The organism is Massilia antarctica (assembly GCF_015689335.1).
Classification (GTDB): Bacteria; Pseudomonadota; Gammaproteobacteria; order Burkholderiales; family Burkholderiaceae_D; genus Telluria_A; species Telluria_A antarctica.
In genome coordinates, this window is record NZ_CP065053.1 from 5,055,030 (window position 1) to 5,076,136 (window position 21,107).

Sequence of the window (21,107 nt, forward strand, 5' to 3'; positions counted from 1 at the left end):
CTTGATCGGCGCTGCGGCGCTGCGTATTATGCTGCGAATATCTCCGTCCACTCGCCCGAAAGCGCCCTTATGCGTTATCAAATTTGCATTCCCGTCCTGTCCCTGATGTGTTGCGCCAGCACCGCTGCCGCCGCGCCACCGACCGGTTCGACCGCGGTGGTCGGCGTGATGGAAACGACCGACCTGCATTCGAACGTGGTCGGTTACGATTACTTCAAGCTCGCGCCCGAGCCGTCCTTGGGCCTGGACCGCACCGCCTCGCTGATCGCCCAGGCGCGCCAGCAGTTCCCGAACAATCTATTGTTCGATAACGGGGACGCCATCCAGGGCACGGCGCTGGCCGACTACCAGGCCTTGGCCAACCCGCTCAAGTGCGACCAGACCTTGGCGATCTACAAGGTCATGAACAAGCTGGGGTACGACGGCGGCGCCATCGGCAACCACGAATTCAACTACGGCCTGGCTTACCTGAGCCAGGTGACCGGCAACCGCTTCGAGGTTGATGGCGTCGATCCGTCCAGGCCGCGCTGCGCCGGACCGGCGTTCCCGCAAGTGCTGGCCAACGTCTACAGTCTCAAAACGCACCAGCCGCTGTTCGCGCCTTACCGCATCATCGACAAGCAGATCGCGGCGCTGGACGCCGACGGCAAGCCGGTGACGGCCACGCTCAAAGTCGGCATCATCGGCTTCGCGCCGCCGACCATCCTGTCGTGGGACAAGCGCTGGCTGGACGGGAAAGTCTATACCGAGGGGCTGCGTGAAACCGCGGCAAAATTCATCCCCGAGATGCGCGCCAAGGGGGCCGATCTGGTGGTGGCCATTTCGCACGGCGGCCTCGATGACAGCACCTACGCGCCGTCGATGGAAAACGGGAACTGGCATTTGTCGAGGGTGCCCGGCATCGACGCCATGCTGATCGGGCATTCGCACCTGCCATTTCCGAACGTGGCCAGCACAGTCCCGCAATTCAATCTGCCGGGGGTGGACAAGGTCAAAGGCCTGGTCAATGGCGTGCCGACGGTGATGGCCAATTTATGGGGCAAGCACCTCGGCGTGATCGGCCTGCACCTGTCGTATGACGGCCAGCGCTGGGTGGTCGACCGCAGCCAGACGACGGTGGAAGCGCGCGCCGCGCAGCAGGCCGATAAATCGTTCATCGCGCCCGATCCGGCCATCGCCGCGCTGATCGCGGGCGAACACGAAGCGACCATCCGCTACGTCAAGACGCCGGTCGGCGCGACCGACTTCCGCATGTCGACCTATTTTGCCGACGTGGGCGACATGTCGGCCGTCACGGTGGTCAACCAGGCGCAGACCGATTACGTGGTCAAGTATGTCAAGGCCAACCTGCCGCAGTACGCGGCCTTGCCGGTGCTGTCGATGGCGTCGCCGTTCAAGGGCGGCAGCGCCGGCGTGAGCGACTACACCGACGTCCGGGCTGGCAATCTGGCGCTCAATAATGTGGCCGACCTGTACCTGTATCCGAATTCGCTGTACGCGGTGAAGGTCAATGGCGGGGAACTGAAGGACTGGCTGGAACGCGCGGCGGAACGCTTCAATACCATCAATCCGGAGCTGGCGACGCCGCAGGAACTGGTCAACACCGCGTTCCCGACTTATAACTTCGATGTGCTCACGTCGAAGGAAGTCAGTTACGAGATCGATGTCACCAGGGCGCCGGGCCAGCGCATCAAGAACCTGCGCTTTCGCGACAAGCCGGTCAACGCCTCCAACGAATTTTTGGTGGCGACGAATAACTACCGCGCCAGCGGCGGCGGCGGGTTTCCGGGGCTGGATGGCAGCAAGACCGCGCTTGCCGCGCCGGACGCGAACCGCGATGTGCTGATCGCCTACATCAAGGACGTGAAGAGCCTGACGCGCGCGCAGAACGGCCAGCAGCGCAGCTGGCGCTTCGCCAAAACGCGCACCGCCGGGCCGGTGGTGTTCCATTCGGCGCCCGCGATGCTGCCGCTGGCGCAGCAGGCGGGCCTTGGCAATGTGTCGATGCTGCGCGCCGACGATGGCCTGGGCAAGGGTTTTGCGCTGTACGCGGTCGACTTGTCGAAATGATGCGGCGCGCATTGCTGGCGGCGCTGCTGTGCTGCGGCGTGACGCACGCCCAGCCGCTCGATCCGGCCGGCGCGGCGCGCTTGCGGCAGGCGGCCGGGCAGGACCCGGAAGCCGCGTATGACCTGGGCCGCATGGCGCGCAATGGCATCGGCGTCGCGCGCGAGCCCTTGCGCGCGTTCGCGCTGATCGAGTCCAGCGCGCTGCGTGGCCATGCGCCGGCCATGTTCACCCTGTCGGCCATGCTGGCGGCCGGGGAGGGCTGTACGGCGGACCTGGCGGCGGCGCGGCGCTGGCTCGAAGCGGCTGCTGAACTGGAGCACCCGGAAGCGCTTCAGCAGATGGCCATGTACGTGCAGGAAGGCGCGCTGGGCTACCCGCGCGACGCGCGACGCGCCGCCCAACTGCTGCATGAGGCGGCGCATGCGATGACGCACCGCGCGCAGGAACACCAGGATCAGCGCTTGCCGGCTTCCAGATAGGCCGACAGGGCGCGGCAGCTGTCCGCGCCTGGCCCCTTGCTCCTGGTGATGTCCAGGTCCTTGGCCATCCATGCTTCAACATCGCGCATTTCACGCTGGGTCAGCGCGGTTTCTTCGCTGGCGTCTTCGCGGCTGGAGCGCGACAGCTTCAGCATGGCCGCTTCATTGAGCGCTGCGGCATGAGCGACGGTCCAGGTTTGCAGGGCGCGTTCGTAGGCGGGCGCTTGCGGCGGCGCGAGCTTGGCGCATGCCGCCACCAGCTCCTTCAACAAGTCCTTGCGGGTGTACAGGCGCAGCACGTCCTGCTGGGCCGCCGTCAACGGGGTGTGCGGCGCCGGGGCAGGTTGCTCCGGCCCGGAATCCTGGGTCACATCCTTGCCCGGCGCAGGCGGCAGCTGGCGGATCTTGTCGATATTGGCCAGCAGCGCGCTCGCGCTTTCGGGCCTGCCGCCAGCCCGGCGCTGCTCCTTGCCATCCTTGAACACGATCTGGACCGGCACGCCACCGCCATCGAGCCGCGTACCGAGCTTGGGCGCCTTGTACCAGACCGGCCACTGCACGCGCGCGAACACGGTGTCGGGGGCGGTCGATTCGGCCGCTGCCTGATCGAAGGTCTTGTCGGCGCCGATGCAGTATTTGCACCTGCGGTCCGGTGAGGTCAGTTGCACGACCACGTAGCCGGGGCGGGACAGGAAGGCATCGACCTGCTCCGGTGTGAGTTCGGTCACCTTGGCGGCGTACGCCATCGAGCAAGCCAGCGCGGCGCCGGTGGCCACGGCGATGTTCAGTAATTTCATCGGTTTTTTCCTCGTTGATGGGTGTTAGAGAATGCGCACGCCGGCCGGCGTGCCGACATGGGCGCGCAGGCAGGGCCGCTCCCCCGCCTCGATTTGTACCACCGTCACTAGCGCGTGCATGCCGAGCGAATCGAGCATCGCAACGACGCGCTGCGGCTCCGGATGAAACAGCTCCAGCTCGTCCAGCGAGAGACCCAGATCGGGCATGCCGGCGGCCGGGTGCGGTCCCGCTTCCCATTCGATCAGCGCCGGGCCTATGCCGGCGAGCGGCAGGCTGCCATCGGCCGGAATGGTGATGAGCCAGTTACGCGTGCCACGGCTCATGGGCGTGATGGGGCCGGGCGGCGCGATCTTATCCAGGGCACCCGCCGCGGCGGCGATATCGCCGGTGCGCGCGACCCAGGCCGACAGCGCCGGCTGCGCGTCCGCCGCCAAGGTATCGAGTGCGAACCAGCGCGCACGGTTCGGTGGCGCAGCGTCGGGATCGACCGCGATGATTTCCAGGAAGAGGGCGTCGCCCAGGCGCAGGGTCAGGTTGTGCGTGCCCATGGCGGGGTGTTTTCCGCCCGGCGCGGCGCGCACGCCAAGCCTGTCCTCGATCCAGGCGGCGCCCAGGGCAAGGCTTGGCGCGGTGATGGTGATGTGGTCGAGCTGGCAGGCTGGCATGCGAGGTCACTTTCCGGTTGGGTTGGAGGTGAAAGACGCAAGATGGTAGCACTGCGGGCAGCCTGGCAAGCCCATGGAACGGGCCACTTTCTCAAATTGAACAAGTAAAGATTTATTTAGCATGAAAGCGATTTCAAAGGGTGTTAATTTTTCCAGCGTCAGTTTTTCGCCACGCCTGTTTCGTCGCTTCGCACGCTGTTTAGTGACGCGTCCCGGATATGCACGTCAGGGAATTTTACATTTCTTTTTCGCAGGTGATCTTGAACAGCAAGCATCATTATTTTGTGTCCTTTTTCACCCGTTTTTCTATGAAAGTCGTGAAAGCCCCGTGGTTGAGGGCGATACTTGTTCTTTTTTCTGGAATCGGTTCCGAAACGCTTCACAATCCACACACCTGTTTTCTCCCAGCAATTGTCATATGTGCAATGCAAAAACCCTCATTTTTGTCTTCTTGACATTTAACCTTTGCACCGGCTACATTGCGTCAATACCTGGGCGACAAGCTGGTTTTTGTTACCCCATGGTGTGCCTTGGCCCGGACACGTCCGTCGCCAGGCTAGTTCGATAAGAAGCGGTCATTTGATCGTTTTTTTTGAAAAATTGCTGAAAACGTTTTCAAGTCTGTGTAGCGCGGGGACGGCATAGCCGGCCCCACCGAGCAGGCCCTGTATGCGGCGCAGCCTTGCTCTGGGCAGTGGAAGGTGCGGCGCGTGCAGACAGCGAAGGCATCCACCTGTCTTCGGGCGCAAGTTGTTTCCTGTTTCGGCAGGCGGCGGCGGGCGCAACGTGAACCGCGCCGTGGCCGCCCGCCACGGACCGGAACGCGGGAAACACAATGAAACAAGCTGAAACAAGCGCCATCCGCACCGGTGCATCCGGAAAGACGGCGACAACCATGCCGGCGTACGTGCTTCACGGACGCCATAAAGTACGACAATTGCGAGGAGACTCCTGAATGAATTCGATGTCCAAAATTAAATTGAACGCTGTCACCGACGCCCTGCGCAGCAGCGGCAGCGGCCGCAGCCTGGCGCGCAGCGCGTTGCGCGGCCTGCTGGCCCTGTCCATCACGGCTGCTAGCGCCGCCGCGATCAGCCTGCCGATGATGGCAACGGCCCACGCCGCCGCCGATGCGGAATACACCCAGCGCTTCCTGGCCCAGTACAAGAAGATGAAGGATCCTGCGAACGGTTACTTCAGCAAGGAAGGCGTACCTTACCACTCGGTCGAAACCTTGATGGTCGAAGCACCGGACTACGGCCACGAAACCACGTCGGAAGCCTACAGCTACTGGCTATGGATGGAAGCGCAGTACGGCCGCGCCACCGGCGACTGGGCTCCGCTGAACGCGGCCTGGGCCAACATGGAAAAGTACATCATTCCAACCCAGTCGGACCAGCCGACCAACAGCTTCTACAATCCAGGCAAGCCGGCAACCTATGCCGCCGAATACGACCTGCCGAAGAACTATCCCGCACCGCTGAACGGCAGCGTGCCGGTCGGCCAGGATCCGATCGCCAACGAACTGAAATCGGCTTACGGCACCAGCAATATCTACGGTATGCATTGGCTGGTCGACGTCGATAACTGGTACGGCTACGGCAAATGCGGCGACGGCACCACGCGTCCGTCGTACATCAACACCTTCCAGCGCGGCTCGCAGGAATCGGTATGGGAAACCGTGCCGCATCCATCGTGCGAAACCTTCAAATGGGGTAAAAACGGCGGCGGCGAAGGCTTCCTCGGCCTGTTCATCGGCGACAACAACCGCGCCAAGCAATTCCGCTACACGAATGCGCCTGACGCCGATGCGCGTGCCGTGCAAGCCGTGTACTGGGCGTCGGTGTGGGCCAAGCAGCAAGGCAAGAGCGCGCAAGTGGCCGACCTGGTCACCAAAGCGGCCAAGATGGGCGACTTCCTGCGTTACGCCATGTTCGACAAGTACTTCAAAAAAATCGGCAATTGCACCAACGCCAATTCGTGCCCAGGCGGCAACGGCCAGCCGGATGCACAAGGCGACCGCGACAATCAGCATTACCTGATGAGCTGGTATTACGCATGGGGCGGCGCTACCGATGCCAACGCAGGCTGGGCATGGCGCATCGGTTCGAGCCACAACCACTTCGGTTACCAGAATCCGCTGGCAGCATGGGCACTGTCGACCCAGGCCGACTTCAAGCCACTGTCGCCAAGCGCCGCTGGCGATTGGGGCAAGAGTCTGACCCGTCAGATGGAATTCTACCGCTGGCTGCAATCGGCTGACGGCGCGATCGCCGGCGGCGCGACCAACAGCTGGGGTGGCGATTACCTGACCCCACCGGCAGGCACCCCGACCTTCCACGGCATGTTCTACGATGAAAAACCGGTCTACCACGATCCGGCGTCGAACACCTGGTTCGGCTTCCAGGCCTGGTCGATGCAGCGTGTGGCCGAGTACTACTACGCCAGCGGCGACGCGCGCGCCAAAGCGGTTCTGGACAAATGGGTTGCCTGGGCATCGGCCAACACGGTCCTGAAAGCGGACGGCACCTACACCATTCCGAATACCCTGGCATGGAGCGGCGCGCCTGACACCTGGAACGCGGCAACCCCTGGCGCGAATGCCGGCCTGCGCGTGAAAATCGTCGACAGCACCAACGACGTCGGTGTCGCCGCCGCCCTGGCACGCACCCTGATCTACTACGGTGCCAAAGCCAACAACGAACCTGCCAAAGCGCTGGCCAAGCAACTGCTGGACCGCATGTGGGCCAAGTATCAGGATACGGCCGGCCTGGTGGTTGACGAAACCCGCACCGACTACAAGCGCTTCACCGAGGCTTACGATCCGGCCACCGGTTCGGGCGTGTACATTCCACAGGGCTGGACCGGCACCAACGGCCAGGGCGCGACCATCGATTCGAGCGCGACCTTCCTGAGCATCCGTCCGAAATACAAGGACGATCCGCAGTGGCCTAAGTTGAAATCCTACCTGGACGGCGGCGCGGCACCAACCTGGCGCTACCACCGTTTCTGGGCCCAGGCCGATATCGCCAATGCGCTGGCCGATTACGCGAACATCGTCGGCGGTACCGATACGCCATCGATCGTGGCCAGCACCAACGCCCTGAGCGTGCCTGAAGGCGGCTCGAACAGCGTGCGCATCAGCCTGTCGAAGGCGCCTGCCGCCAACGTCACGGTAGCCATCGCCAAGGCAGCCGGCGGCGACGTCGACCTGAACACGCCACAGACCAGCCTGCTGTTCACGCCGGCTAACTACAACGTGTTGCAAGCCGTGTCGATCAACGCCGCAGTGGACGCGGATGCCCTCAACGGCAGCGCCAGCTACACCTTCACGGCGCCTGGCTACCTGAGCGCCACCACGGTGGCCACCGAGTCGGACCGCGATGTGGTCGTTCCTGTGAGCCTGGTTGTCACCGGCGCGCCGTTGACCGTACCGGAAGGCGCATCGCGCACCTTCCAGGTCCGCCTGGGTGCCGCTCCTAAAGCAAACGTCACGGTCAGCGCAGCCCGCCTGACCGGCGACACCGACCTGTCGGTTGCCGGTGGTGCGACCTTGACCTTCACGCCAGCAAACTGGAACGTGACGCAGGCGGTGACGGTTGCCGCGGCGGTTGATGCGGATAGCCTGAACGGCACTGCCACCTTCGCAGTCAGCGCGCCGACGGCAGCCGCCGTCAACGTGCTGGCCACCGAAGCGGACAAGGATGTGGCGACCGGCGGTTGCGCTGTCGATTTCGACACCACCAACGACTGGGGTTCGGGCCAGGTGCCAAAGGTCGTGCTGCGTAACACCGGTACCGCGCCGATCACCGGCTGGACACTGAACTGGACCGCGTCGAACGACGTTACCCTGTCCAACTCGTGGGGCGCCACCGTGACCCAGAGCGGCCGTGCGTTCAGCGCCACCCCAACGGGCTGGAATGCGACGATCGCCGCCGGCGGCAATGTCGAGTTCGGCATGCAACTGGCTTACAGCGGCGCCAAAGTGTTGCCGACCGCCGTCAGCTGGGCTGGCCGTAGCTGCACTATCGCTGTCAAGTAATTGTTAGTCGTCCGCGCGGGCCATCCATGGTCCGCGCGGATTTTTTGCGTTTGAAACAGGCATGTGAAAACAGAGGAGGACGACGATGACGATGCGTTCAACACAGATGGCAATCGCAGCGCTCGCGGCGGTGCTCGCCGTCGCCGGGGTAGGTGGCGGCATCAGTTACAACACGCTCAGCGCCGCGAGGGCGGGCGGGGCCGACGCCTGGCACGACCTGACCCGCATCCACGCCGAACGCGCGCGCCTGGCCAGTAGCGCGCTCGAAGGCGCGGCGCGCTCGGGCGGGCTCGATCAAGCCTTCGTCGACCAGGCCCGTACCAGCCTGGTGCGCGCCAGTGCGCTGCCGACCAACAGCGACGTGCTGAACGACCCGGAAGCGGTCGATACCTACAAGCGTTATCAGGGTGAGTTGACCGGCGTGCTGTACCGCCTGGCGGGAACGCGCGGCGCGCCCGAGCTGGAAACAGTGTCCTCACTCAAAGAACTACGCGGCAAATTGCCGCAAGACGAGCTTGCGCTGGCCGATGCCCGCAACCGTTACGGAAAGTCGGCCGAAGGCTACAACGCCCTCGTCGGCACCTTCCCGGGTGCCGCGGTCGCAGCGGTGACCGGTTTCCGGCCGCTACCAGCCGGGCTGTAACCGGCCCGCTTCAAGTCATCTCACTTATATTGGAGACGCACGATGATTACCCCGAAAGTTGTAAGTAAACTGGCGCTGTCCCTGGCCCTGGCCTTCGCGGCCACGGCCGGCCAGGCCTTTACCGTATCCGGCAACAAGATCCTGGACGATGCCAACCGTCCGGTCGTGCTCAAGGGCGTGAACTGGTTCGGTTTCGAGACCTTTGACGGCTCGGTGCATGGCCTGTGGACACGCAACTGGAAGAGCATGCTCGACCAGGTGCAAGCGAACGGCTTCAACGCCCTGCGCATTCCCGTGTGCCCGGCGACCTTCCGCGAATCGTCGGTCAAGCCGAACATCGACGCGCTGGCCAATCCCGACCTGGTGGGACTGAACTCGCGCCAGTGGCTCGACGTGTTCCTGAAAGAAGTCGACCGTCGCGGCATCTACATCCTGCTGGACCACCATCGTCCGGATTGCAACGCGATTTCGGAGCTGTGGACGACGCCGCAGTACACCGAAGAACAGTGGTTGACCGACCTCGAGTACCTGGCCCAGCATTATTCCGGCCTGCGCAACCTGATCGCGCTCGACATCAAGAACGAGCCGCACGGGCAGGCCAGCTGGGGCACGGGCAATCTCAAGACCGACTGGAATCTCGCGGCCGAGCGCGCATCGAAGCGCATTCTGGCGGTAAATCCGAACCTGTTGATCTTTGTCGAAGGCATTGCCAGCAATCCGGGCGGCTGCCAAGGGCAATACGGCCATTTCTGGGGTGGCAACCTGGAGCCGATGAACTGCAAACCGCTGGACATTCCGCGCAACAAGCTGGTGCTGTCGCCACACGTGTACGGTCCGGACGTGTTCGAGATGGATTATTTCAAGGCCGCCAATTTCCCGGCTAACATGCCTGCGATCTGGGATCTGCAGTGGGGCAAGTTCGCCAAGGATTATCCCGTGGTGCTGGGCGAGTGGGGCGGCAAGTACGGCCACAGCGGCGGCAATCCGAAAGACAAGGTCTGGCAGGATGCGCTGGTGAAATACCTGAAAGAACGCGGCATGATCAGCTCGTTCTACTGGACGCTCAATCCGAACAGCGGCGACACCGGCGGCATCTTGCAGGATGACTGGAACACGGTATGGCCTGACAAGATGGCATTGCTGAAGAATTTGTGGGCCGGTGCGACGCCGACGCCGACCCCGACCCCGACCCCGACGCCAACGCCAACGCCAACGCCGACACCGACGCCAACACCGACGCCAACACCGACGCCAACGCCGACGCCGACGCCAACGCCAACACCAACACCGACGCCAACGCCAACGCCAACGCCGACACCGACGCCAACGCCAACGCCGACACCGACGCCGACACCGACGCCAACACCGACCCCGACACCGACGCCAACGCCAACGGTCACGGCTGCGGTGAAGATCTCGTCCGATTGGTCGGCTGGCTATTGCGCCGATGTGACGGTGACCAACACCGGCACGACGCCGGTAGTGTGGAAGATCCAGGTACCGGTGCAAGGCAAGATCAACAACCTGTGGAACGCTGTTTATACCCAGGCAGGTGCGGTCTTGACGGCATCGGGCCAGCCGTACAACGCGACTGTGCAGGCGAAGGGCACCCAATCGTTCGGCTTCTGCGCCGTCCGATAAAATTCCATGCTGTCTAACCGGTATCTGAACCGATTCCGGTGAACCACGCTCCGTCGCCCCCGCGCAGGCGGGGGCCCAAGCCCGTTCCGCTGCCGGCGGCATCGGGAAATTTTGGCCCCCGCCTTCGGGTGGGCGACGGATCAGCAGCAATCAGCTACGAGCATTCAATAAGCACTTGCATCACCGCAAAAAATCACCTACTATCGCATTCCCAAGCAGGCCAACCATTTTAGAAAAGGAGATCGATCATGCAAAAACTGAACATCAACGCTCTTTTTCTGGGTCTGGCTGGCTACATCCTGCATTGAACCGACGGCGTTCTCCCGTCTGTCGCATCGTTTTAGCCCTCTCTTGACGAGTTAATCGTCAGCGCTCCGCCAGCGCCCAATCCCGTATAGTATTTTTTTGGATTGGCATCACATGGGCAATTTTGTTCAGCACATTTCTGATCGTATTTCGATCATCGCGTCCGACCGTCTGTGGCTCGAAGACGCAGCAATACAACAAACCAAAACCACGGCCGCACTGGCCGGCATGCAGCGCGTGGTCGGCTTGCCCGACCTGCACCCGGGCCGCGGCTATCCCGTCGGCGCCGCCTTCTTTTCCACCGGGCGCCTGTATCCGGCGCTGGTGGGTAACGACATCGGCTGCGGCATGGCGCTGTGGCAAACCGACATCCTTGCCGGCAAGGCCAAGCTCGACAAGATCGACAAGCAGATCGGCAACCTCGACGATGTGATCGACGAGGAAGAATGGGCAGCGCTGGAACGCCGCGATCCTACCTGGCCGGCGCGGATCGAGGCGCTCTCGGCCGCGCTGGCCGCGGCTGGCCTTGACCTGGGGCCGCTGCGCTCGCTCGGCACCATCGGCCGCGGCAATCACTTCGCGGAACTTCAGGTGATCGATTCGGTCGAAGATGAAGAGGTAATCGGGCGTACGACCTTGACCCGCAAGTGCCTGCAGTTGCTGGTGCATAGCGGCTCGCGGGGCTTGGGCCAAGTGATTCTGCGCGCGCATGTCGAGGCGCACAGTCACGCCGGCCTGCTGGATGGCAGTCCGGAAGCGGTGGCTTATTTGCGCGAGCATGATGCAGCTTTGCAGTATGCCGAAGTGAACCGTTCGCTGATCGCCGCGCGGATTTTTCATCGCTTGCGTTGCGAAGCTGTGCGCGTACTCGACGTTCATCACAACACGGTGACACCAGCGTGCATCGATGGCCAGCCAGGCTGGCTGCACCGCAAGGGCGCCACGCCGAGCGACCAGGGGCTGGTGATGTTGCCCGGTTCGCGAGACGATTATAGTTACCTGATCGCACCGGTGCCGTCGGCCGGTGAACTGAGCCTGCATTCGCTGGCGCACGGAGCAGGGCGCAAGTGGCAGCGCACCGATTGCAAGGGCCGCCTGGACAAACTGGCGACGCCGGCACAGTTGAGCCGTACGTCGATGGGCGGGCGCGTGATCTGCAATGACCGCGCGCTGATTTATGAGGAGGCGCCGCAGGCGTACAAGAACGTCGACAGCGTGCTCGGTTCGCTTGTGGGCGCGGGATTGGCGAGGGTGGTATCCAGAAGCAAGCCGGTGCTGACCTACAAAACGCGTGGGGAGTGCTGCTGATGATCTGGTTACAAATTACGGCCAATACGGGCCCGGCGGAGTGCTGCCTGGCGGTGACGAAGGCGCTCACGCAGCTGGGCCGCGAGGCACAGAAGGCGGGTGTGACGGTGAGCGTGGTGGAGCAACTGGACGGTCCCGTTGGTGGAACCTTGCGCTCGGTGCTGCTTGAGCTGGATGGTCCGGCGGAACCTGAACAGGCACTGGCTGCGCGCTGGTGCGGCAGCATTCAATGGATTTGCGAGAGTCCCTACCGCAAGCTGCACAAGCGGAAGAACTGGTTCCTCAATGGCGCGGCGTTCGCGCCGCCGGCGGTGTCGACCGAGTTTGGCGAGATTCGTTACGAAGCGACGCGCGCCTCCGGACCGGGCGGCCAGCATGTGAACAAGACCGATAGTGCAATCCGGGCAACGCATGTGGCATCGGGCTTGTCGGTGAAAGTGCAGACCGAGCGCAGCCAGCATGCCAACAAGCGCCTGGCCGCGCAGCTGTTGCTGAGCAAGCTGGGGGAATTGGCCAAGTCGGAGGAGGGCAAGAACAAATCCGACCGCCGCATGCATCATTTCCAGGCTGAACGCGGCAACGCGGGACGGGTGTTCGTGGGGATGGGTTTTGTGGAGAGGCCGGTTTGATCGGTTGACAGGCAGCGGCATGCCAGCGCCGTTTCAGGGCTGGCATGCATGGCAGGTGATGGCATCACTGCGCTGGAAAGCGGGGTGATTCTGCCCACCGCCGGGAGTCATTGCGATGACGGTCCCGGCTTGTCTACAATCTGGCTGCCAGCGTTGGCTTCAGCTCGGGCCACTCGTCGTTGAGAATACTGAAAAATGCGGTGTCCCTGGCATTGCCGCCCGGTTCAATCTTGTCCTTCCTGAGAATGCCTTCGAACGTTGCGCCGATTTTCTCAAGGGCCCGTCGCGATCGCATGTTGTCCGACTTGGCCCTGAATTGAACGCGGTTCGCCTTCAAGGTGTCGAAGCAATATTCAAGCAGAAGGTACTTGCACTCGGCATTCGCCCCAGTGCCCCAGTACTGGCTTGCCAGCCAGGTGACGCCAATTTCCAGCTTACGGTCTTCCGGGCATATCTCCAGAAACCGGGTCGTTCCGATAATCCGCGCACTGCCCGTGTGGTAGATCAGGAAGGGATAGGTCTTGCCGGCTTCGCGCCCCTTGAGGGCGGCCGTGAAGTTCGGATAGAAATTTTCCCGAACCGAGTAGTCGACCGAGGTAAGGCGCCAGATCTCAGCGTCCTGCGCGACGGCGAACAGGGCGTCGAGGGTGTCGAACTCCAGTGGACGGAGTTCAATATGTTTTCCTTGAAGCTGAAGATTGGCTTGGATCCACGGTATTTCCACGCATTGCCTCGTATGGTTTAACGACGTTGCAGGTCTTAACGGACCGGTTTGATGCCTTGATGCCGCTTATTTCCAAATACGTTCGACCAGGTCGCCGATCTCAAGCGGCTTTCCCGCCGCCTTGGCCGCCGCCGACCACTCCTTTGGCGCCGGCATCGGTTGCGACGGCGCAGTGCCGCCGGCGACACCGTATTTCATCGCGACTACGACGGTGCCCTTCACCATCGGTACCCGGACGGCTTTTGCGCCGGCAATCAGGTCGTTGGCCAGCGCCTGCGGCAAGGGCGGAGTGAAATCGAGCCAGAATGCCGATTGTTCTCCCGGGCGAATCGCCACCACGACAAATCCAGCGGAAGCCGGCACACTCGCCGCCGCCTTGAGTGCATGCGTGGCGGCAGTGTCGACCTGCTTGAGGTATGGAGCGAGCTTGTCCGCGGTCACTCGCGCCTGGATCACCGGTTCAGCCTGGAGCAGAACCACGCCGCCGGCGGTTACGCCGTTGGCAGCCTGGACACCACTGGCGCACAGCCATCCGGCAAGGAAAACAAGTATCGAACGCATGGCGGTCTCCGTCAAAAATAGCGTGCGGCAAGTCACCGCGGCACTATTGGACCACATTTGGAACATTGCCGTGAAACTACTACCAATCCTTGCCGGTGGCGTGATGTACTATTGATTTCCTACCGCGCCGAGGAGATTGCCGCCATGTCCATGCTGCTGCCGATTGCGAAAAACAATGCCTGCCAACCGCCGCGCATGCTCGATCTGCTGCCGGCGCTGGTCAACCGGCACGGATGCATCACGGGCGCAACCGGTACCGGCAAAACGGTGACCTTGCAGGTGATAGCCGAGGCGCTGTCCGGGATCGGGGTGCCGGTGTTCATGGCGGACGTCAAGGGCGACTTGTCCGGCATGGCCAAGGCCGGCAGCATGTCGGAAAAAATGCGCGGGCGGCTGGATGTGCTTGGCGTGGAGGCGCCGCTCTGGTCGGCCTGCCCGGTGACGTTCTGGGATGTGTTCGGGGAAGCTGGCCATCCGGTGCGGGCGACCATCTCCGATCTCGGTCCTCTGCTGCTGGCGCGCATGCTGAACCTGAACGATACCCAGGAAGGCGTGCTGCAACTGGTCTTCAAGATTGCCGACGATAACGGCTTGCTGCTGCTCGATACCAAGGACTTGCGCAGCATGCTGCAGCATGTGGGCGACAACGCGGCGGATTTCCGCACGACGTACGGCAACATCTCGGCGGCGAGCATCGGCGCCATCCAGCGTGGCCTGGTGGCGGTCGAGCAGCAGGGCGGCGACCGCTTTTTCGGCGAGCCCATGCTCAATATCGATGACTTGCTGCAAACCGACGCGCAAGGCAAGGGTATCGTCAACATCCTGGCCGCCGACAAGCTGATGAATGCGCCGCGACTGTATGCGGTTTTCCTGCTGTGGCTGCTGTCGGAATTGTTCGAGAACTTGCCCGAAGTAGGCGACCTGGACAAGCCGAAACTGGTGTTTTTCTTCGACGAGGCCCACCTGCTGTTCAGCGAAGCGCCCAAGCCCTTGCTGCAAAAAATCGAGCAGGTGGTGCGGCTGATCAGGTCGAAAGGCGTGGGCGTGTTTTTCATTACCCAGAATCCACTCGACATTCCCGATACCGTGCTCGGGCAACTCGGCAACCGTGTCCAGCACGCCTTGCGGGCCTACACGCCGCGCGACCAGAAAGCCGTCAAGGCGGCTGCGGAAACGTTCCGGCCCAATCCCGCGCTCGATACCGCCCAGGTCATCACCGAACTGGAGCTGGGCGAGGCGCTCGTCTCTTTCCTCGACGAGAAAGGGCGGCCGAATATGGTCGAGCGTGCCTACATCCTTCCGCCGGTATCGCAGATCGGACCGATTGACCTTGCCGAGCGCCAGCGCGCGATGGCGCAGTCGGTGGTGGCCGGTGTGTACGAACAAGGTGTCGACCGCGAATCGGCGCACGAACTGCTTGCCGCCCGCGCCGCGGCTGCGCAACAGGCCGACACCCGCGCGCCGCGCGCCAGGACTCCGGCCGGCGGCGCGCGCACCCAGGCGCCCGAGTCGGTGCCCGACACGTCCCTGGGCGGCATGCTCGGCGGCCTGTTCGGTGGCGGCAACGGCAAGCGTCAATCGCCGGTGGAGGCGATGGTGAAGTCGGCCGCGCGCAGCATCGGCTCGCAGGTGGGACGGGAAATTGTCCGCGGCGTGCTGGGCTCGATCCTGAAGCGGCGCTAGGCTCGCTTCCGGTCAGTGCAGGACCGTTTTTTCCGGCTGCACCAGAATAAACGGATGGACGACCGAGGTCCACAACATGGCGTCGGTGTCGGTCCAGGCTTGCGCCTGCGCATCGGACACCTTGCCGATCTTACCGTCGCCCATCCAGCGGGCGATGCTGTCCTTGTCGTCATGCGAAATGCGCACGGCAACATCGACCAGGTCGAGATCGGCGCTGACGAAGACCACATTGCCTTGGGCGAAGTGGCGTACCAGTTCGGACCAGGGCAGGCGCGCGGTTTCGAGGTTGATTTTGGCGCGCAGTTCGGTGTCGTTTTCAGGCTCGGTTTGCATACAGTTACTCAATAGTTCAGGTGGAGTCGATCGTAGGACGATCGTTCAGATGATGTCGATGACGGGTGTCGGCGAGCCGGACCAGGTGAGGCGGTACACCTGTCCCTTGCGTACATTGCCGACCAGGGCGGGGCGAAAGCACGCCAGGCAAGTGCCCTCGGGGCGCCGCACGCTCGGGTAGATCACGCCCATCGAACCGCTGTCGAGCAGTTGCGTGGCGAGGTCCTGGGAGTCGATGTAACTGGTCGGATCGAGGTATTTGGCAAATGCATCGACCCCGCGAATGTCGTGGAAGGTGCTGGTAAAGTCGGCGATCAGCGCCTGATACGTCACGCTGTCGTCGAAACGGCCGATCTCCTGGTATTCCACGGTCTTATGGAAGGTGATTTCCGCCAGGGCGGTTTCGGCTTCGAAGGCGCAATACCATGCCCCGCGTTCGCCATCGTTGAAGCGGCTGCCTTCCGGGCGCGGATAGGTATAGGCCGCGTTGATGATGCGAAAATTCGGCACGCCGAAGACCAGTTCGTCGACGCCGATGCCGGGCAGGCTGCCGTATTCGCCGCGCAGGCGTTCATTGGTGGCGTTGTCGATGTCGAACAGGTCGCGCAAGACATCAGGATCCTCGGCCAGCGGGCTGAGTACGGAATCTTCCACGTCGGCGAAGCGCGAGGGGATCAGGCGACAGGTGTCGAACTGCCGCAAATTGGTCAGCTTGGGAATGACCGTCAAGTCAGAGGCCTCCGCGGCGTGCGTCGAGCAGCTTGCGGACCGTTTGCATGGACAGCAAGCCGCCCGCCAGCATTTGCGACAGCGGCGTGCGTCCGGCAAAGATGGGATTGGTATTCGGGAGGGTGACCCATTCGTCGGCCAGTTTGTCGCCGTACAGAATGTGGAGCGCTTTGTAGATGCCGAGGAGGTAAGAAATGCGGGTAATGCGGTCGACTTCGAGGACGCGGTCGGGGTTCTTTTTCCACTCGTAGAAAGTGGAGGATGACATGCCGCCGAGCAGTTCGCGGGCATCTTCGTCGCGCAGCTTCCAGGCGGCCATGAGGGCAAAAAAACCCTTGAGCGCGGATTTGGACAAGCGCTCCCGCTCCGCGCGCGCGTTCAGGTCGATGAGCACGGCCGGCTCGAAGCGACTTTTTGGATATGCGTAGGCAAGATTCATGATGGGCTCCGGTTATGGAGTATTTATACTCTATCTTCGTGTCGTGTGCAAGCCAATCGCCATCAAAGTGTTGATGAGGCCGCGCAAAGAATGATTCGGCCGCTTGAGCTTGCTTGCGGACGGTAAGGCGGGCGCGCGACAGGCAAGACCCAGCTCGCAGGACTCAGGCGGCAGCGCAGCATTGTTTTTCTTTCAGATGGGCCAAGCCTCATAATATAGTCAATTCAACCATGCGTGGTGTCAAGCAGACATGTCCAACATTCCTCGTTTTATCCCCGAAATGCGCACTCCCCACGTTGTGAATCGACCGTTTGCCGATGGCCGGGGTGCGGCTGGACCGGATGAACCGGATCACTGGGTCTTTGAAGCGCGGGAAGCGACGGAACAAGGCCGTTTGGTGATGGCCAGGGCTGCGGCCTTGATCTACGGGGTTGTTGCCCTTGCGCTAGCGAGACTTGTGACGGTGCTCCTGGAATTCATCGTCGGGGAAAACAGCGTTACCCAGGCCATGTGGATTGTTGCCGTTCCGGCAGCAGCCGGGTGGGGTTACATGAAGCAAAAGTCGAAGCCTGGCCAGGTCTGGACATCGCGCGAATGGATCGATTTCGGCAACCGCACGTGGAATACACGCAGGCACTACGCCGACGGTAGCGAGCCGCTGATATCGCGGAAGATTCCGCTCAGTGGTGTCGCGGCGGTATGTTACGCGCAAATGGTTGAAGATGAGATGGGCTACACCAGCGTGTTAAGTAGGGTGAGCGATCTGGTTCGTCATCGTCATCCCTGGCCGTTGACTCGGGTGGAGCACTTTGACACCGAGCAGGAGTGCCTCGCATTTACCCAAGCCATGGCGGCGCGTTGTGCAATTGCGTGCTGGCAGTTCAGGGAGGCGGAGCTTGAAGGTGGCAAGGCGATGCTGGAAAAGCTGTCTTGAATGACGCACCAGTGAGCAGGAACGGGCCGGTCGAGGTCCATTATTACTCGGTCGCCTTGTGCCATGCATTGGATGTGAGAGAGAAGCAAAACCGACGCGCGCCGCCTGAGCTGAGCTTGCTCAGGCGGTTTCGCAGCGAGCAAGCGAGCCACGATTTTGCCGCCGCAATAGCACGGCGTACCGGCATCGTATGCTGGAAGCTCGACTGGAACCGGCTGAGCGACACGGGTACGTGCTTGACCCGGTCGTTCTGAGGGCGCGCGCACCGATTTACGGCACATCCGCTTGCCGGCCCGGCCGGTCCAGGCGCGCTTAAGCCGGCTCGGCGTGTTCGACCAGCAGTTGCACGCGCGTGACGCCATTGTATTCGTTGGCGTCCAGGCGGAACGCCACGCGGGCGCGCTCGCCGACCGAGGCGGTGTGGCCGAACCAGATCGCATCGTAACGCTGGCCGTTGCGCTCAAGCTGGAGCTTGAGGTGACGCTCTTTCAAAATGCGCTGGCTGACCACCCGGAACTCGTCGCAAAATACCGGCGGGGCAAAACCCTGGCCCCACACCTGGCCATCCATCAGGCCGATGAATTCGGTCGTGTAGTAAGCGTCTTCCAGCGGACCGTCGGTTTCGATGATGCGTTCGAGTTGCTGCGTGTTGAGCCAGGCGCGCCCGACTTCCTCAAACGCGGCGGAAAACGCCTCGAAGGCGTCGGCGCGGATGGTCAGCCCGGCCGCCATCGCATGGCCGCCGAATTTGTCGATCAAACTCGGTGCGCGTTTCGATACCAGATCGAGTGCATCGCGCAGGTGAAAGCCCGGAATCGAACGCCCCGATCCCTTGATCCAGCCTTCCGCACCGGGCGCGAAGGTGATCGTCGGGCGGAAGAATTTTTCTTTCAGGCGCGAAGCCACAATCCCGATCACGCCCTGGTGCCAGGATTCGTCAAACACGCTGATCGTGTTGCTGTCGGCCGGCTCGTAGGCGTCGAGGTGCAGCAGGGCCGTGTCCTGCATGTCGGCCTCGATTTCGCGGCGCTTCAGGTTGATCTCGTTGAGCTGCTGGGCGATGGCCCAGGCGCGCCCGTCGTCATCGGTGACCAGGCATTCGATCCCGAGCGACATGTCTTCCAGGCGCCCGGCGGCATTGAGGCGCGGACCGAGCGCAAACCCCAGGTCGAACGGCGAGGCACTGCGCGCTTCGCGTCCGGCCACACGGAACAGCGCGGCCACCCCGGCGTGCATCCGGCCCGCGCGCATGCGCTTCAAGCCCTGCGCCACCAGGATGCGGTTGTTCGAGTCGAGCCGCACCACGTCGGCCACGGTGCCCAGCGCGACCAGGTCGAGCAGGCTGTCCAGCTTGGGCTGGGTCTGGGCATCAAACACGCCGCGCTTGCGCAGTTCGGCGCGCAGCGCGAGCAGCACGTAAAACACCACGCCGACGCCAGCCAGGTGCTTGCTGGGAAAACCGCATTCGGGCTGGTTCGGATTGACGATCACCCGTGCATCGGGCAAGGTGTCGCCGGGGAGGTGGTGGTCGGTGACGACCACGTCGATGCCGCGCCGCTTCGCCTCAAGCACGCCGTCGATGCTGGCGATGCCGTTGTCGACGGTGATGATGATGTCCGGCGCCTTTTCGCGCGCGGTCAGTTCCACGATTTCAGGCGTGAGGCCGTAGCCGTACTCGAAGCGGTTGGGGACGATGTAGTCGACCGTGGCGCCCATCGCGCGCAGCCCGCGCAGGGCGACGGCGCAGGCGGTGGCGCCGTCGCAATCGTAGTCGGCCACGATGGTCATTTTTTTGCCGGCCTTGATGGCGTCGGCCAGGAACACGGCGGCGGCATCGATGTGCAGCAGGCCTGCAGGGGCCATCAGGCTGCCCAGTTCACTCGATAATTCGCGCGCGTCGGTCAGGCCGCGCGCGGCGTACAGGCGCGCGAGCACGGGATGCACGCCGGTCTGGCGCAGCATTTCGGACGTACGGAAGGAGCAGGGGCGAGTGGTGATACGGGTCATGGCAGCAGTCTGTCTAAGGTCGGGCGGCGCCAGAAGGCGCGTTGCGAAAAACGGGTGGTGGTAAAAGCGATCTGGCTGGTGCGGTGGCTCAGGATCAGTTGCAGCTGCTGGAGGCGGCCATCCTTGAGCGCGGCCAGCGCAGGCGCAAAGGTGGACTGCTCAAGGTGGTGCATGTGCTGCAGCCAGCCTGCCCAGTCGGTGGCCATGGCCGCTTCGGTGAGGGCGTCGCAGACCAGGATCGCGTCGCCGCTCATCGTGTCGATCGGCGTGACGGGCGTGGTCTGGGGATGTCCGGCCAGCGCCGCCAGCCACGGCGACGCTGCGCTGGTGGCCAGCGCGGAGGTATCGACCCTGGAGCCGGCAGCGGCAGCGCCCCATGGCCAGAAGGAGTTGATCGCCGCCAGGCCGCGCGCTTCGCGTTCGGTATTCGCTGGATGCTCGAACCACAGCATCTGGACTTCATTTTGCAGCTTGCGAAACGCGCGGGCCGGCGGGCCCTTGGGCATCCAGTCGGTCAGGTTCATGCCGACGGCCGAATCGGGTGTCGATGTTTCCAGGTCGGCCCAGTCGTCGGCGCGCATGAACCAGGTACCGGCGTCGCCGTACAGCAGGGTCATGCCGTTGTCGTCGAAGTAGGGCTTGGCGATGTCGAACAGGACGCGCCCGTGCTCCTCGGACAGCTGCAGGCGGCGCATGTCGGCCATCAGCAGGTGGCTGCGGGCGATCTGGGTGTGGGCCGGGTTGACGATGAACCAGGTGCCTTGCGCCGGCGCCATGCCGTAGCCGGCCATGACGGCGGCGGCGAAGGCCGGCTTGCCGTCGGCGGACACCGCCAGCGCCCGCGCCAGCCAGGCTTCGTGGGGCAGGGCGCGCAGGTCTTCATCGACAGGCAACTGCTGGTGCGATGCGGTGCGGCTGATGAGCGCGGCCAGGGCCGGCGCCTGCAATGCGCGGATTAAATCGGGGGCGAGCTCGGGAGGGGGCAAGGCGAACGGCAGGACAAGCGAAATTTGGGTCATCCAGCATTGTAGGACAAAACGGCAAACCCGAAAATCCTGGCGTGCCATGCAGCGGGCATTAATATTGCCAAATATATATTAATGGTTTAGTATTTAT

The 21,107-nt window shown here is 63.0% G+C and carries 18 protein-coding genes; 9 read left to right on the forward strand and 9 right to left on the reverse strand.

From position 1 onward, the window contains the following. The first annotated feature begins 69 nt into the window (after positions 1-69). Both IV454_RS22485 and IV454_RS22490 read left to right on the forward strand, forming a co-directional pair. Positions 70-2,070 carry a bifunctional 2',3'-cyclic-nucleotide 2'-phosphodiesterase/3'-nucleotidase gene (locus tag IV454_RS22485; RefSeq protein WP_206087922.1) on the forward strand — a complete coding sequence of 667 codons (2,001 nt, stop codon included), beginning with the start codon at positions 70-72 and terminating at the stop codon, positions 2,068-2,070. Then, positions 2,067-2,549, forward strand: coding sequence for a tetratricopeptide repeat protein (locus IV454_RS22490; protein ID WP_206087923.1), 483 nt, complete (start codon positions 2,067-2,069; stop codon positions 2,547-2,549). The genes IV454_RS22485 and IV454_RS22490 overlap by 4 nt, the downstream gene beginning before the upstream one ends. Here IV454_RS22490 and IV454_RS22495 read toward each other — a convergent pair. Together IV454_RS22495 and IV454_RS22500 are read right to left on the reverse strand one after the other, a co-directional pair. Further along, positions 2,525-3,346: a thioredoxin family protein gene (locus IV454_RS22495; protein ID WP_206087924.1), complete on the reverse strand. Its 822-nt coding sequence runs from the start codon at positions 3,344-3,346 to the stop codon at positions 2,525-2,527. The genes IV454_RS22490 and IV454_RS22495 overlap by 25 nt on opposite strands. A 24-nt stretch (positions 3,347-3,370) precedes the next feature. Beyond that, positions 3,371-4,012 (reverse strand): VOC family protein, encoded by a 642-nt coding sequence (locus IV454_RS22500; RefSeq protein ID WP_206087925.1) that lies wholly within the window; start codon positions 4,010-4,012, stop codon positions 3,371-3,373. A gap of 955 nt (positions 4,013-4,967) precedes the next feature. Between IV454_RS22500 and IV454_RS22505 the strand changes: the two genes are divergently transcribed. From IV454_RS22505 to prfH, 5 genes are all read left to right on the forward strand, one after another. Beyond that, positions 4,968-8,054 carry a glycoside hydrolase family 48 protein gene (locus IV454_RS22505; RefSeq protein ID WP_206087926.1) on the forward strand — a complete coding sequence of 1,029 codons (3,087 nt, stop codon included), beginning with the start codon at positions 4,968-4,970 and terminating at the stop codon, positions 8,052-8,054. An 85-nt stretch (positions 8,055-8,139) separates the two neighbouring features. Next, entirely contained in the window at positions 8,140-8,697 is a 558-nt protein-coding gene (locus tag IV454_RS22510) for a LemA family protein (RefSeq protein WP_206087927.1), read from the forward strand. A 42-nt stretch (positions 8,698-8,739) separates the two neighbouring features. Next, positions 8,740-10,338, forward strand: a complete 1,599-nt coding sequence (locus IV454_RS22515; RefSeq protein ID WP_206087928.1) for a glycoside hydrolase family 5 protein — start codon at positions 8,740-8,742, stop codon at positions 10,336-10,338. Positions 10,339-10,758: 420 nt separating this feature from the next. Continuing rightward, on the forward strand, positions 10,759-11,952 hold the full coding sequence (locus IV454_RS22520; protein WP_206087929.1) for an RNA ligase RtcB family protein: 1,194 nt from the start codon (positions 10,759-10,761) through the stop codon (positions 11,950-11,952). Beyond that, positions 11,952-12,581 (forward strand): peptide chain release factor H, encoded by a 630-nt coding sequence (prfH, locus tag IV454_RS22525; RefSeq protein WP_206092789.1) that lies wholly within the window; start codon positions 11,952-11,954, stop codon positions 12,579-12,581. The genes IV454_RS22520 and prfH overlap by 1 nt, the downstream gene beginning before the upstream one ends. A 133-nt stretch (positions 12,582-12,714) precedes the next feature. Here prfH and IV454_RS22530 read toward each other — a convergent pair whose 3' ends face one another. Together IV454_RS22530 and IV454_RS22535 are read right to left on the reverse strand one after the other, a co-directional pair. Further along, on the reverse strand, positions 12,715-13,305 hold the full coding sequence (locus IV454_RS22530) for a GNAT family N-acetyltransferase (protein WP_206087930.1): 591 nt from the start codon (positions 13,303-13,305) through the stop codon (positions 12,715-12,717). Between the two features lie 66 nt (positions 13,306-13,371). Further along, the gene (locus tag IV454_RS22535; protein WP_206087931.1) at positions 13,372-13,866 is read right to left on the reverse strand and encodes a hypothetical protein; all 495 of its coding nucleotides are present in this window, start codon (positions 13,864-13,866) and stop codon (positions 13,372-13,374) included. A gap of 144 nt (positions 13,867-14,010) precedes the next feature. On the opposite strand from IV454_RS22535, the gene IV454_RS22540 reads away from it, so the two are divergent. Next, positions 14,011-15,549 carry a helicase HerA-like C-terminal domain-containing protein gene (locus tag IV454_RS22540; protein WP_206087932.1) on the forward strand — a complete coding sequence of 513 codons (1,539 nt, stop codon included), beginning with the start codon at positions 14,011-14,013 and terminating at the stop codon, positions 15,547-15,549. 12 nt (positions 15,550-15,561) lie between these two features. On the opposite strand, the gene IV454_RS22545 is transcribed toward IV454_RS22540, so the two are convergent. The 3 genes from IV454_RS22545 to IV454_RS22555 are packed head-to-tail and all read right to left on the reverse strand — an operon-like array spanning position 15,562 to position 17,050. Continuing rightward, positions 15,562-15,882 carry a DUF2288 domain-containing protein gene (locus IV454_RS22545; RefSeq protein ID WP_206087933.1) on the reverse strand — a complete coding sequence of 107 codons (321 nt, stop codon included), beginning with the start codon at positions 15,880-15,882 and terminating at the stop codon, positions 15,562-15,564. A gap of 45 nt (positions 15,883-15,927) precedes the next feature. Beyond that, the gene (locus IV454_RS22550) at positions 15,928-16,611 is read right to left on the reverse strand and encodes an RES family NAD+ phosphorylase (protein WP_206087934.1); all 684 of its coding nucleotides are present in this window, start codon (positions 16,609-16,611) and stop codon (positions 15,928-15,930) included. Between the two features lies 1 nt (position 16,612). Then, the gene (locus IV454_RS22555; protein WP_054267885.1) at positions 16,613-17,050 is read right to left on the reverse strand and encodes an MbcA/ParS/Xre antitoxin family protein; all 438 of its coding nucleotides are present in this window, start codon (positions 17,048-17,050) and stop codon (positions 16,613-16,615) included. Positions 17,051-17,300: 250 nt separating this feature from the next. Here IV454_RS22555 and IV454_RS22560 point away from each other — a divergent pair, with 250 nt between their 5' ends. After that, positions 17,301-17,984 carry a hypothetical protein gene (locus tag IV454_RS22560; protein ID WP_206087935.1) on the forward strand — a complete coding sequence of 228 codons (684 nt, stop codon included), beginning with the start codon at positions 17,301-17,303 and terminating at the stop codon, positions 17,982-17,984. Positions 17,985-18,296: 312 nt separating this feature from the next. Here the strand turns inward: IV454_RS22560 and recJ are convergent, their stop codons facing one another. Together recJ and IV454_RS22570 are read right to left on the reverse strand one after the other, a co-directional pair. Then, complete coding sequence (gene recJ, locus IV454_RS22565; protein ID WP_054267888.1) at positions 18,297-19,991, reverse strand: single-stranded-DNA-specific exonuclease RecJ; 1,695 nt, start codon at positions 19,989-19,991, stop codon at positions 18,297-18,299. Next, positions 19,988-21,010, reverse strand: a complete 1,023-nt coding sequence (locus IV454_RS22570; RefSeq protein WP_206087936.1) for a hypothetical protein — start codon at positions 21,008-21,010, stop codon at positions 19,988-19,990. The genes recJ and IV454_RS22570 overlap by 4 nt, the downstream gene beginning before the upstream one ends. Positions 21,011-21,107 lie beyond the last annotated feature (97 nt).

Coding starts and splice junctions, on each gene's coding strand:
- IV454_RS22485 (WP_206087922.1), top strand. CDS start 70: ATGCGTTATCAAATTTGCATTCCCGTCCTGTCCCTGATGTGTTGCGCC.
- IV454_RS22490 (WP_206087923.1), top strand. CDS start 2,067: ATGATGCGGCGCGCATTGCTGGCGGCGCTGCTGTGCTGCGGCGTGACG.
- IV454_RS22495 (WP_206087924.1), bottom strand. CDS start 3,346: ATGAAATTACTGAACATCGCCGTGGCCACCGGCGCCGCGCTGGCTTGC.
- IV454_RS22500 (WP_206087925.1), bottom strand. CDS start 4,012: ATGCCAGCCTGCCAGCTCGACCACATCACCATCACCGCGCCAAGCCTT.
- IV454_RS22505 (WP_206087926.1), top strand. CDS start 4,968: ATGAATTCGATGTCCAAAATTAAATTGAACGCTGTCACCGACGCCCTG.
- IV454_RS22510 (WP_206087927.1), top strand. CDS start 8,140: ATGACGATGCGTTCAACACAGATGGCAATCGCAGCGCTCGCGGCGGTG.
- IV454_RS22515 (WP_206087928.1), top strand. CDS start 8,740: ATGATTACCCCGAAAGTTGTAAGTAAACTGGCGCTGTCCCTGGCCCTG.
- IV454_RS22520 (WP_206087929.1), top strand. CDS start 10,759: ATGGGCAATTTTGTTCAGCACATTTCTGATCGTATTTCGATCATCGCG.
- prfH (WP_206092789.1), top strand. CDS start 11,952: ATGATCTGGTTACAAATTACGGCCAATACGGGCCCGGCGGAGTGCTGC.
- IV454_RS22535 (WP_206087931.1), bottom strand. CDS start 13,866: ATGCGTTCGATACTTGTTTTCCTTGCCGGATGGCTGTGCGCCAGTGGT.
- IV454_RS22540 (WP_206087932.1), top strand. CDS start 14,011: ATGTCCATGCTGCTGCCGATTGCGAAAAACAATGCCTGCCAACCGCCG.
- IV454_RS22545 (WP_206087933.1), bottom strand. CDS start 15,882: ATGCAAACCGAGCCTGAAAACGACACCGAACTGCGCGCCAAAATCAAC.
- IV454_RS22555 (WP_054267885.1), bottom strand. CDS start 17,050: ATGAATCTTGCCTACGCATATCCAAAAAGTCGCTTCGAGCCGGCCGTG.
- IV454_RS22560 (WP_206087935.1), top strand. CDS start 17,301: ATGTCCAACATTCCTCGTTTTATCCCCGAAATGCGCACTCCCCACGTT.
- recJ (WP_054267888.1), bottom strand. CDS start 19,991: ATGACCCGTATCACCACTCGCCCCTGCTCCTTCCGTACGTCCGAAATG.
- IV454_RS22570 (WP_206087936.1), bottom strand. CDS start 21,010: ATGACCCAAATTTCGCTTGTCCTGCCGTTCGCCTTGCCCCCTCCCGAG.